Annotated in this window: 12 protein-coding genes; 9 read left to right on the top strand and 3 right to left on the bottom strand. The window is 71.5% G+C overall.

The genetic code is table 11. The features are described from left to right. Positions 1 to 119 precede the first annotated feature (119 nt). Positions 120 to 806 carry an esterase/lipase family protein gene (locus ACIBN2_RS00840; RefSeq protein ID WP_399131893.1) on the top strand — a complete coding sequence of 229 codons (687 nt, stop codon included), beginning with the start codon at positions 120 to 122 and terminating at the stop codon, positions 804 to 806. 99 nt (positions 807 to 905) lie between these two features. Further along, entirely contained in the window at positions 906 to 1,607 is a 702-nt protein-coding gene (locus ACIBN2_RS00835) for a class I SAM-dependent methyltransferase (protein WP_399131892.1), read from the top strand. Here ACIBN2_RS00835 and ACIBN2_RS00830 read toward each other — a convergent pair whose 3' ends face one another. Then, entirely contained in the window at positions 1,608 to 1,985 is a 378-nt protein-coding gene (locus ACIBN2_RS00830; protein WP_399131890.1) for a fic family toxin-antitoxin system, toxin component, read from the bottom strand. Positions 1,986 to 1,989: 4 nt separating this feature from the next. Further along, positions 1,990 to 2,232 (bottom strand): toxin-antitoxin system HicB family antitoxin, encoded by a 243-nt coding sequence (locus ACIBN2_RS00825; RefSeq protein WP_399131889.1) that lies wholly within the window; start codon positions 2,230 to 2,232, stop codon positions 1,990 to 1,992. A 243-nt stretch (positions 2,233 to 2,475) separates the two neighbouring features. Between ACIBN2_RS00825 and ACIBN2_RS00820 the strand changes: the two genes are divergently transcribed. The 7 genes from ACIBN2_RS00820 (at position 2,476) to ACIBN2_RS00790 (ending at position 10,713) form a co-directional block, all read left to right on the top strand. Beyond that, positions 2,476 to 3,291, top strand: coding sequence for an ABC transporter ATP-binding protein (locus ACIBN2_RS00820; protein WP_399131888.1), 816 nt, complete (start codon positions 2,476 to 2,478; stop codon positions 3,289 to 3,291). A gap of 4 nt (positions 3,292 to 3,295) precedes the next feature. Then, positions 3,296 to 5,863 (top strand): ABC transporter permease, encoded by a 2,568-nt coding sequence (locus ACIBN2_RS00815; protein WP_399131886.1) that lies wholly within the window; start codon positions 3,296 to 3,298, stop codon positions 5,861 to 5,863. Between the two features lie 88 nt (positions 5,864 to 5,951). Continuing rightward, positions 5,952 to 6,839 (top strand): LLM class F420-dependent oxidoreductase, encoded by an 888-nt coding sequence (locus tag ACIBN2_RS00810; protein WP_399131885.1) that lies wholly within the window; start codon positions 5,952 to 5,954, stop codon positions 6,837 to 6,839. 63 nt (positions 6,840 to 6,902) lie between these two features. After that, positions 6,903 to 7,328: a GNAT family N-acetyltransferase gene (locus tag ACIBN2_RS00805; protein ID WP_399131884.1), complete on the top strand. Its 426-nt coding sequence runs from the start codon at positions 6,903 to 6,905 to the stop codon at positions 7,326 to 7,328. A 177-nt stretch (positions 7,329 to 7,505) separates the two neighbouring features. Next, positions 7,506 to 8,852 (top strand): hemolysin family protein, encoded by a 1,347-nt coding sequence (locus ACIBN2_RS00800; protein ID WP_399131883.1) that lies wholly within the window; start codon positions 7,506 to 7,508, stop codon positions 8,850 to 8,852. Continuing rightward, positions 8,849 to 9,862, top strand: a complete 1,014-nt coding sequence (locus ACIBN2_RS00795; protein WP_399131882.1) for a hemolysin family protein — start codon at positions 8,849 to 8,851, stop codon at positions 9,860 to 9,862. The genes ACIBN2_RS00800 and ACIBN2_RS00795 overlap by 4 nt, the downstream gene beginning before the upstream one ends. 68 nt (positions 9,863 to 9,930) lie before the next feature. Continuing rightward, positions 9,931 to 10,713 (top strand): SGNH/GDSL hydrolase family protein, encoded by a 783-nt coding sequence (locus tag ACIBN2_RS00790; protein ID WP_399131881.1) that lies wholly within the window; start codon positions 9,931 to 9,933, stop codon positions 10,711 to 10,713. Positions 10,714 to 10,801: 88 nt separating this feature from the next. On the opposite strand, the gene ACIBN2_RS00785 is transcribed toward ACIBN2_RS00790, so the two are convergent. Beyond that, positions 10,802 to 10,978, bottom strand: coding sequence for a DUF4326 domain-containing protein (locus ACIBN2_RS00785; RefSeq protein ID WP_399132855.1), 177 nt, complete (start codon positions 10,976 to 10,978; stop codon positions 10,802 to 10,804). Positions 10,979 to 11,033 lie beyond the last annotated feature (55 nt).

The following is an 11,033-nucleotide window of genomic DNA, read 5'->3' as shown; positions in this document are numbered from 1 at the left end:
GGCGAGTTACTTGAACCGTAAAGACTGGCGATGTCACCGATGCGTCGCGCGTAGACCCGGGCCGACACTCCTGGCGAACCCACCCGTGTCAGGAAGCACCACCCGTGTCAGGAGGCACCATGCAGCGCCACAAGCGTCGTATCGCCACGGCACTCTCGGCCATGGCCGCATCGCTCCTGCTGTCCCTCTCCCTGTCCGCCGCCCCCGCCCGGGCCGCGGCGCACGACCCGATCGTCTTCGTGCACGGCCTGAGCAGCGACTCCAGCAGCTGGAACGACTGGATCGCCGACTTCGAGGCGGACGGCTACTCGTCCTCCGAGCTCTACGCGTGGTCGTACGACTGGGGTCAGTCGAACGCCACGACGGCGCAGCAACTGGCCACCGAGATCAAGAACGTGCTGGCGCAGACCGGTGCGTCCAAGGTCGACATCGTCGCTCACTCGATGGGGGTGCTCGGCTCGCGTTACTACCTGAAGAACCTCGGCGGAACGGCGTACGTCGACGACTTCGTCTCGGTCGCCGGCGTGAACCACGGCACCTCCGTCGCCTCGTGGTGCGCCTGGCTGTACACGTCCTGCAAGGAGATGCAGACGGGCAGTTCGTTCCTGACCTCGCTCAACTCCGGCGACGAGACACCGGGCAGCGTGTCCTACGCGAGCTACTGGTCGGACTGCGACGACGCGGTCGTCCCGAACAGCTCGGCTCTGCTGAGCGGCGCCACGAACGTCGACGCCGGCTGCATCTCGCACACCGACATGAACAACGACCACGGCGTCTACGAGCAGGTCCGGGGCTTCGTCGCCTGAGCCCACGGGCCGAGCGGGCCGGGACAAGGCGACGGCGGGGATGCGCGGGGCCGCCACGGGGGAGAATCGCGGTAAGGAACGTCCTGCGAGGGAGGTCCCATGCCGCTGCGGTCCCCCGGCGCCACCAAGGTGGCGCGCGATCCCGTGCACCACCCGCTGTTCGCCCGCTGCTACGCCCGGATCAGCGTGCGGGCCGAGACCCGGATGGGGATGGGCGCCGTCCGCGACCGGCTCCTGTCCGGGCTGTCCGGGCGGGTGATCGAGATCGGCGCGGGCAACGGCCTGAACTTCGCGCACTATCCGAGCACCGTCGCGGAGGTCGTGGCGATCGAACCGGAGCGCCGGCTGCGGCAGTTGGCCGTCGAGGCCGCCCTGCGCTGCGAGGTGCCGGTCGACGTCGCACCGGGCGCCGCGGAGGCACTGCCCGTCAAGAGCGAGGGCTACGACGCGGCGGTCGTCTCGCTGGTGCTGTGCAGCGTGCGGGACGTGCGGCGCACCCTCGCCGAGGTACGGCGGGTGCTGCGGCCGGGCGGGACGGTGCGGTTCTTCGAGCACGGCCGGGGCGGCGGCCGGATCATGCATGTCACGCAGCGCGCCCTGGACCGCACGGTGTGGCCGCCGCTCAACGGCGGCTGTCACGTGGGCCGGGACCCGATCGCCGCCCTGCGCGAGGCAGGGTTCGTCCTCGGCCCCTACCGGCGCACGATGATGCCGGAGACCGGGCCGGTCCTGCCGACCTCGTACTGCGTGCTGGGCACGGCCTGGCGGCCGGAGTCCGAGGATCCGGCCGCCGGGGAGTGATCAGACCGTCGTCCAGCCGCGCAGCTCGGCGGCGATGTCGTGGACCGTCGCATCACCGCTCTTGACCAGGCGGGCCAGGTCGCGGACCTGCACGGGCGAGGTGGCCACCTTCAGGCCACTGGCGACCAGGTAGGCGTACGCCACGGCGCAGGCGAACAGCGCGTTGGAGCGCTCGAGCGCCGGGACGTGGATGAGGAGCTGGAGCAGCGCGGCGGCGCGCGCGTGGGGGCTGTCGTAGACGGGGACGTCGAATATCTCCGCCTCATGGCGGGCGACGGCGGCGACCAGGGCACCCCAGTCGGTGACCTGGGGATCCCCGGGCGTCTTCTGTTCGGCGAGCATGAGGAGCCAGGCGAGGTCGATGCTGAGATGACTCAAGGGATCAGTGACGACCTTCGCTGCGTCCGGGTTTCCGGTCCGCGTCGAACTCCTCGGCGAACACGGCCTCGTACTGCTTCATGAAGTCGGCGGCGGCCTCCACGAAGGTGTGGCCCACCTCGCCGGTGTCCTGTCTGACCAGCTCCTCTATGTAGCGATTGACGCTCATCCCGCGGGCCAGGGCGCGTTCGCGGGCGGCGCGGGCCGTGTCCTCGTCCACTCGCACGTTCAACTGGGTCTTCGCCATATCTAGAAGCTAGCGCCGAAGTGCTAGCAAGGGCAAGTGGTCCTCCGTTGTACGGGTGCGTGGTCCTCCGAGCACGGGCACGCGATCCTCCTGCGGGTGGAGCGTGTCCCTTACACCGGTATCGGGGGCACGACCTGGGGTGGAGAGGGACCAGCACTCCCGGTGGATTCCGGGTGTGGGCCCGCTCACACTACGCTCGGCCGCAACGAGGGAGTCGTACGTCCACGTGAGCAGGAGGCAGCCTTGTCCACATCAGCTGCGGAGCACGTCCCGGGCCATGCGCCGGCCGGCGGGATCGCGGCCCGCGCCCGCGGCCTGACCAAGGCGTACGGCTCGGGCGAGACGACCGTGCTCGCCCTGGACTCGGTGGACGTGGACATCGCGCGCGGCCGCTTCACCGCGGTCATGGGGCCCTCCGGCTCCGGCAAGTCCACGCTGATGCACTGCCTGGCGGGGCTCGACACGGTGTCGGCCGGCCAGGTCTGGCTCGGCGACACGGAGATCACAGGGCTGAAGGACCGCGAGCTCACCCGGCTGCGGCGCGACCGGATCGGGTTCATGTTCCAGTCGTTCAACCTGATCCCGACGCTGAACGCGGCCGAGAACATCACCCTTCCCATGGACATCGCGGGCAAGAAGCCCGACGAGAAGTGGCTGGACCAGGTCATCGACACACTGGGTCTGCGCGACCGGCTGGGGCACCGGCCCGCGCAGCTGTCCGGCGGCCAGCAGCAGCGGGTGGCCTGCGCGCGGGCACTGGCCTCCCGGCCGGAGCTGATCTTCGCGGACGAACCCACCGGCAACCTCGACTCACGGGCCGGCCTGGAGGTCCTCGGCTTCCTGCGGGAGGCCGTGGACGAGCTGGGGCAGACCGTCGTGATGGTCACCCACGACCCCGGCGCCGCCGCCCACTCCGACCTGGTGCTCTTCCTCGGGGACGGCCGGATCGTCGACGAGATGGAGCACCCCACGGCGGAGGCGGTGCTGGAGCGCCTGAAGCGCTTCGACGTCATCCGCGGACAGCTCGAGGACGGCGCCCCGGCGGCCGAGGAGGGCTGACGCCGTGCTCAAGGCAACGCTTCGGAGCTTCCTGGCCCACAAGGGCAGGCTGCTGCTCTCCGCACTCGCGATCGTCCTGTCCGTGGCGTTCGTCGCCGGCAGCCTGATCTTCTCGGACACGGTCACCCGCACCTTCGACCGCCTGTTCGCCTCCACGTCCGCCGATGTGACGGTGCAGCCGAAACAGGACCTCAAGTCGCAGGTCCCCACCGGCCAGACCCAGACCGTCCCCGCCTCGCTCGCGCAGCGCCTGGCGAAGGTCCCCGGGGCCGCCTCGGTGCACGCCGACGTGAGCGTGCAGAACATCACCGTCGTCGACAGCAGCAACAAGTCGGTGGGGCCGACCACCGGGGCGCCCACCATCGCCTCCGACTGGTACGTCACCGACCGCAGCCCCGTCGAGCTGACCTCGGGACAGACCCCGCAGAGCGGCGACGAGGCCCTGCTGGACGCCGACACCGCCGACAAGAAGCACGTGAAGATCGGGGACACGCTGACCGTGCTGGCGCAGCCGGGCACCTTCAAGGTCCGGATCGTCGGCATCGCCACCTTCAAGACGACCAACCCCGGCGCCGCCCTGGTCTTCCTCGACCCGAGGACCGCGGCGACCCAGCTGCTCGGTTCGGCGGACAGGGCCACCAGCATCCAGGTGAACGCGGCGAAGGGCGTGAGCGACACACAGCTCAAGCGCCGCGTCGTCGCCGCGGCCGGCACCGGCCCCTACGACATCAAGACGGCCGGCGAACAGGCCAAGTCGGCCGCCGCGGACCTCGGCGGGTTCCTCGACGTCATCAAGTACGTCATGCTCGGCTTCGCCGGGATCGCCGTCCTGGTCGGCGTCTTCCTGATCGTCAACACCTTCTCCATGCTGATCGCCCAGCGCACCCGGGAACTGGGCCTGCTCAGGGCCCTCGGCGCCGACCGGCGCCAGGTGCGGCGCTCGGTGCTCACCGAGGCGATCCTGCTCGGTCTGGTCGGCTCGACGCTGGGCCTTGCGGCCGGCATCGGCCTGGCCGCGGGGCTGATCAAGCTCATGAGCGTGTTCGGGATGAACCTCAAGACCACGGAGATGGCGGTCGGTTGGGGCACTCCCGTGGCCGCCTACGTCGTCGGGGTCGGCGTCACCTTCGTCGCGGCGTACCTGCCGGCCCGCCGCGCGGCGGGCGTCTCGCCGATGGCCGCCCTCGCGGACGCCGAGATCGCCGGGGTCGGCAAGCCGCTCAGGACGCGGGCCGTCGTCGGCTCGGTCGTCGGCGTGCTCGGCGCGGCCGCCCTGGCCGGCTGCGCCACGGCGACGAAGACGGCCTCGTCCGCCTCGCTGCTGGGCCTGGGCGTGGTCCTCACCCTGATCGCGACCGTGATCGCCGGACCGCTCCTGGTCCGGCCCGTCATCCGCGTGCTGGGCGGTGCCTTCCCGGCGTTGTTCGGCTCGGTCGGCCGGATGAGCCAGCGCAACGCCCTGCGCAACCCCCGCCGTACCGGCGCCACGGCGGCCGCCCTCATGGTCGGCCTCGCCCTGGTCGGCGGCATGTCGGTGGCCAGCGCCTCCATGTCGAAGTCCTTCGACCAGCAGATCGACAAGACGCTGGGCGCCGACTTCGTGATCCAGAACAGCAACTTCGTGCCCTTCTCGCAGGAGGTCACGGACGCGGTCCGCGGCACCAAGGGCGTGGGTGTCGTGGTGCGGCAGCGGTTCGCACCGGTCGCCGTACGGCTCCCGGACGGCAAACGCGTCGAGACCACCGCCGCGGGCTACGACAACGGCGTGGACGAGGTCGCGCACGTGACGTACACGGCCGGGAACACGGCGGCCGCGCTGGCGCCCGGCAGCCTCGGCATGGACCGCGGCTTCGCGAACGACCACCACGTCCGCGTCGGCAGCACGCTGCCGGTGGAGTTCCCCGGCGGGCAGCGGACCCGGCTGAAGGTCGGCGCCCTCACCGACCAGGCCAACAGCGGCGGATTCGGCATGCAGGGCGGCCTGTTCTTCGGGATCTCCACGGTCGAGAAGTACGTGCCCGGCGGCCAGGACTCCGCGCTGTACGTCGACAAGTCCTCCGGCACCGGCGCCGACCAGCTGCGCAAGAACCTGGACCGGACGCTCAAGCCGTACCCGCAGGTCCAGGTGCGCGACCAGGCCGACTACAAGAAACTGGTGCACGACCAGATCGCGGTGCTGCTCTACCTCGTCTACGCGCTGCTCGGGCTGGCGATCATCATCGCGGTGCTCGGCGTGGTCAACACGCTCGCCCTGTCGGTCGTGGAGCGGACCCGCGAGATCGGGCTGCTGCGGGCCATCGGGCTCGCCCGGCGGCAGCTGCGCCGGATGATCCGGCTGGAGTCGGTGGTGATCGCGGTGTTCGGCGCGGTGCTCGGACTCGCACTGGGGCTGGTGTGGGGCGTGTGCACCCAGCAGGTGCTGGCGCTGCAGGGCATGAAGGCGCTCGCCATCCCGTGGACCACGATCGTCGCGGTGGTGATCGGCTCGGCGGTGGTGGGCATCGTGGCGGCGCTGCTGCCCGCGCTGCGTGCGTCGCGCATGAATGTGCTGGCGGCCATCGCGCACGAGTGACGCAATCGCGGCAGGTGCTCAGGCAACTTGGGCAGGTACTCAAGCAACTCGGGCTGGTGCTCAAGCAACGTGCAGGTGAGGAGAGTTCATGCCACGCCCGTTCCGTTTCGGGGTCAGCCTGACCAGCCCCGCGCCCGCCGGGGACTGGCACGCCAAGTGCCGCCGGGCCGAGGAGCTCGGCTACGACGTGATCCATGTGCCCGACCATCTCGGCATGGTCGCGCCGTTCCCGGCGCTCGTCGCCGCGGCCGCCGTGACCGAACGGCCGCGGCTGGGCACCTTCGTGCTCAACACCGGCTTCTGGAACCCGGCACTGCTGGCCCGCGAGGTGGCCACCACGGATGCCCTCACCGGCGGGCGGCTGGAGCTCGGCCTCGGCGCCGGCTACGTCCAGGCCGAACACGACGCGGCGGGGCTGCCGTTCGGGTCACCGCGCGAGCGCGTGGACCATCTGCGGCGCACGATCGAGGAGTTGGACCGGCTGCTCGGCTCGGACGACCATCAGCCGCGGCCGGCGCAGAAGCCGCGCGTGCCGCTGATGATCGGCGGCAACGGCGACCGGATGATGCAACTCACCGCAGAGCACGCCGACATCGCGGCCTTCACCGGTGCCCGTCCGGTGCCCGGGAGCACGACCGGGCGGCTGGTACCTGTCACGCCCAGGGACCTCGAGGAGAGCGTGGCTCGCTACCGGCGGCTGGCCGAGGGCCGCGAGGAGGAAGCCGAACTGAACCTGCTCCTGCAGATGGTGGCCGTGACCGAGGACCGCGCGGCCGCGGTCGGCCCGCTCGCCGAGCGGGTCGGCTCGACCGTCGAGCAGGCTCTGGACCTGCCCATCCTGCTGATCGGCACGGTCGAGCAGATCGTCGCCCAGGTGCTGGCGCAGCGCGAGCGGTACGGCTTCACGTACCTGACGGTCCTGGAGCCGTACATGGAGGCGTTCGCGCCGGTCGTCGCGGAGCTGGGCGGGCGCTGACGACCACCGGTCCGGATGCTGGAATTCCGGGACCGGGCCGGGCCCGCATGATGGGATCCCCGCATGACCGATCTGCGTATACGCGCCGCCACGCCCGCCGACCTCGACACCGTCCTCGCCTTCTGGAAGACGGCCGCCGAGGGCACCAGCATCAGCGACGACCGGGACGGCGTGGAGCGCCTGGTCGACCGCGATCCGGAGGCCCTCGTCCTCGCCGAGCGGGACGGCGAGCTCGTCGGCACGGTGATCGCCGGCTTCGACGGCTGGCGCTGCCATCTGTACCGGCTGGCGGTCCACCCGCAGCGGCGGCGACAGGGGATCGCGTCGGCGCTGCTGGCGGCCGCGGAGGAACGGCTCGTACGACTCGGCGGACGGCGCGGGGACGCGATGGTACTGGTGCGCAACGAGGCCGCGCATCATGCCTGGCGCGCGGCGGGGTACGCGCCCGAGGAGCACTGGCGGCGCTGGGTGAAGCCACTCACCTGCTGACCTACTTTGCTCATCCTTTACCATTGGAGGACCTTCCGGTCCTCCCCGCGAGGATCACCCGGTCCTGCATGAAAGGTGTGAGCGTCCGCCCATGGGCGAACCCCCCAGTAGTCCGCGCACCGCACGACGTCGCGCGTTCCTCTCTCCCCTGTCCGACGATGGGACGGAGGTGACCCGATGACCGAAGTGCTCCTCCTGCTGGTGGCGATCCTGCTCTCGCTCGCCTGTGGCGCCTTCGTCGCGGCCGAGTTCTCGCTGACCACGGTCGATCGCGGCGAGCTCGAACGAGCCGCGGAGCGCGGTGAGCGGGGCGCGTCCGGCGCCCTGAAGGCCGTCCGCAACCTGACCTTCCAGCTCTCCGGCGCCCAGCTCGGCATCACTGTCACCAACCTGGTCGTCGGCATGCTCGCCGAACCGTCGATCGCCAAGCTGATCGCGGGCCCGCTGGAAGCCCTCGGCATCTCCTCCTCGGCGGCGAGCTCCCTCGCCCTGGTCCTCGGCACCGCGCTGTCCAGCGTGTTCCTGATGGTGGTCGGCGAGCTGGTGCCCAAGAACTGGGCGATCTCCTCACCGCTGCCGGTGGCGAAGCGGGTGGGCAACGCCCAGCGCTGGTTCAGCGCCGCCTTCCGCCCCTTCATCTCCCACCTCAACAACACCGCGAACCACGTGGTGCGCCGCTTCGGCCTGGAGCCGACCGAGGAGCTGGCCTCCGCGCGCGGCCCCAAGGAACTGGCGGCACTGGCCCGGCACTCCGCCAAGGAGGGCGCCCTGGAGCCCGACACCGCCGAGCTGTTCGTCCGCACGCTCAACCTCGCCGACCTCACCGCGGAGAACGTGATGACGCCGCGCGTGCAGGTCATCGCCCTCGACGTCCAGGCCACCTGCGAGGACGTGGCGAACGCGACCCGGGCCACCGGTCTGTCCCGCTTCCCGGTCTACCGCAGCACGCTCGACGCCGTCGTGGGCACCGCCCACATCAAGGACATCCTCGCGATACCCGCCGAGCGCCGCACCCGCACCCTCGTCGCCGAGCTGATGCGCGAACCGCTCCTGGTCCCGGAGACCCTCACCGTCGACCGGCTCCTCGACCGGCTCTCCGGCAAGCGCACGATGGCCGTCGTCATCGACGAGTACGGCGGCACCGCGGGTGTGGCCACGTTGGAGGACATCGTCGAGGAGGTCGTCGGCGAGGTGCGGGACGAGCACGACCCGCACGAGACGCCCGACCTGGCTCCGGCGGGCAGCGACGACGAGGGCCACGCGCTGTACTCGGCCGACGGCTCGGCGCGCGTGGACCAGCTCGCGCGCGTCGGGCTCAGGGCCCCGGAGGGCCCGTACGAGACCCTGGCCGGCCTCGTCGCGGCCGAGCTGGGCCGGATCCCGGCCGTGGGCGACCGCGTGGAGGTCGCCGGATGGCGGCTCGACGTCGTGGACGCCTCGGGGCGCCGGGCCGCACGGGTCCTGCTGCACGCGCCGTTCGACGACGAAGCCCGGGCCAAGGACGGGCAGGGGGATGCCCGATGACCGCCGTACAGCTGCTGATCGGTCTTGCCACCCTCGTCGTCAACGCCTTCTTCGTCGGCGCCGAGTTCGCGCTGATCTCCGTACGCCGCTCGCAGATCGAACCGCACGCGGAGGACGGCGACCGGCGGGCCAGGAGCGTCCTGTGGGGCCTCCAGCACGTGTCCGCACTGCTCGCGGCCGCGCAGCTCGGCATCACGCTGTGCACCCTGGTCCTCGGCGTGGTCGCCGAGCCGGCCATCGCGCATCTGCTGGAGCCGGTCTTCCACGCCGTCGGCGTGCCCGCGAGCGCGGGGCACGTGGTGTCCTTCGTGATCGCGCTGACCCTGGCGACCTATCTGCACATGCTGCTCGGGGAGATGGTGCCCAAGAACGTCGCCCTCGCCGAACCGGTGCGCACCGCGCTGCTGCTCGGCCCGCCGCTGGTCGCCCTCTCCCGCGCCCTGCGCCCCGTGATCTTCACGATCAACGCCTTCGCGAACGCACTGCTGAAACTGCTGCGGGTGGAGACCAGGGACGAGGTCGCTGCGACCTTCTCGGACGCCGAGCTGGCCCGGATCGTACGGGACTCCGGCGAGGCGGGCCTGATCGACGAGCGCGCCCGGGAGCGGCTGCACGACGCACTGGAGCTGGGCCGCCGCCCGGTGCGCGACGTGGTCCTCCCCCTGGAAGGCGTCGTCCACGCGCGCGTGGGCGTCACACCGGACGAACTGGAACGGCTGTCCGCCCGCTCGGGCTTCTCCCGCTTCCCCGTGGTGGACGAGGGGCGCCGCATCGTCGGCTACCTGCACGTCAAGGACGCGCTCGACGCCTTCGGCAGGGACGTGCCGTTCCCCGTGGACGACATGCGGCCCATCGCACGCGTCCGCGCGGGCACGCCCCTGGACGACGTGCTCACGGCCATGCGCCGCAGCCGCACGCACCTGGCGGCCGTCCTCGGCGACGACGGCAGGATGGCCGGCCTGGTGACCATGGAGGACGTACTGCGGGAGCTGTTCGGCCAGCGGGCCTGAGCGTGACGGCGAGGGCTTCCGGGCCGACCGACCGGCGGGTATGGAACCGGGTTACCATCGCTCTCGCCATGCAGAAGAACCCCACTCACACCAGCCTGGTCGCGGTCGGCGACTCCTTCACCGAGGGCATGTCGGACCTGCTGCCGGACGGTTCCTACCGCGGCTGGGCCGACCTCCTCGCCGGCCGGATGGCGGCCGTCACCCCCGGCTTCCGGTACGCCAACCTCGCGGTCCGCGGCAAGCTGATCCAGCAGATCGTCGACGAGCAGGTCGACGTGGCCGTGACCATGCGGCCCGACGTGATCACCCTGGTGGGCGGCCTCAACGACACCCTGCGGCCCAAGTGCGACATGGGGCGCGTGAGGGGCCTGCTGACCGAGGCCGTGGAGCGGCTCGCCCCGGCCTGCGAGCAGCTGGTGCTGATGCGCAGCCCGGGCCGCCGCGGACCGGTCCTGGAGCGCTTCCGGCCGCGCATGGAGGAACTGTTCGACACCGTCGACGAGCTCGGCGCCCGCCACGGCGCGGTGGTCGTCGACCTCTACGGAGCACCCTCGCTCGGCGACCCCCGCCTGTGGGACGTCGACCGGCTGCACCTCACGGCCGAGGGCCACCGCAGGGTCGCTGAAGCGGTGTGGCAGAAGCTCGGCTACTCCCCCGAGGACGCCGAGTGGCACACACCGATGGCGATCACACCGCCTCCCGGGTGGGCCAGCCGGCGCGTGGCGGACGTCCGCTTCGCCCGCCGGCACCTCCTGCCCTGGATCGGCCGCCGCCTCACGGGCCGCTCCTCCGGCGACGGACTGCCGCCCAAGCGCCCCGAACTCCTGCCCTACGAGGGCCCGGCGGCGTAGCGTCCGGCCGTGACCACCCGGGTGACCAACGTCCGGGGCCGCATCCACGAATGGGGTCCCGCCTCGAACCCGCCCCCGCCGGGATCGTCTACGTCGGCCGCCGCTCCCGGTGGCACGGCTCGGGCGCGCACCAGCAGGCCGGAGTCCGCCCGCGCAGGTCCGGGAGCAGTTCCAGCAGTTCGGGGCGCTCCAGCAGATGAGTCCGGTACATCGCCATCACCTGCGTACTGGCGGAGCCGGCCGAGTCCCAGCCGTGGTGACGCAGATCTCGTAGCTTCCGACGAAGGGGGGCGCGGCGCTGGCCTGCACGAATCGCCAGT

The organism is Streptomyces sp. NPDC050534 (assembly GCF_044457745.1).
Taxonomy (GTDB): domain Bacteria; phylum Actinomycetota; class Actinomycetes; order Streptomycetales; family Streptomycetaceae; genus Streptomyces.
The sequence above is the reverse complement of the archived record's forward strand: the minus strand, read 5'-3'. Positions and strand labels throughout refer to the sequence as shown.

Excerpts from the sequence above, each read along its gene's own strand:
- ACIBN2_RS00840 (WP_399131893.1), top strand. The coding sequence starts at position 120 with ATGCAGCGCCACAAGCGTCGTATCGCCACGGCACTCTCGGCCATGGCC.
- ACIBN2_RS00835 (WP_399131892.1), top strand. The coding sequence starts at position 906 with ATGCCGCTGCGGTCCCCCGGCGCCACCAAGGTGGCGCGCGATCCCGTG.
- ACIBN2_RS00825 (WP_399131889.1), bottom strand. The coding sequence starts at position 2,232 with ATGGCGAAGACCCAGTTGAACGTGCGAGTGGACGAGGACACGGCCCGC.
- ACIBN2_RS00810 (WP_399131885.1), top strand. The coding sequence starts at position 5,952 with ATGCCACGCCCGTTCCGTTTCGGGGTCAGCCTGACCAGCCCCGCGCCC.
- ACIBN2_RS00805 (WP_399131884.1), top strand. The coding sequence starts at position 6,903 with ATGACCGATCTGCGTATACGCGCCGCCACGCCCGCCGACCTCGACACC.
- ACIBN2_RS00800 (WP_399131883.1), top strand. The coding sequence starts at position 7,506 with ATGACCGAAGTGCTCCTCCTGCTGGTGGCGATCCTGCTCTCGCTCGCC.
- ACIBN2_RS00795 (WP_399131882.1), top strand. The coding sequence starts at position 8,849 with ATGACCGCCGTACAGCTGCTGATCGGTCTTGCCACCCTCGTCGTCAAC.
- ACIBN2_RS00790 (WP_399131881.1), top strand. The coding sequence starts at position 9,931 with ATGCAGAAGAACCCCACTCACACCAGCCTGGTCGCGGTCGGCGACTCC.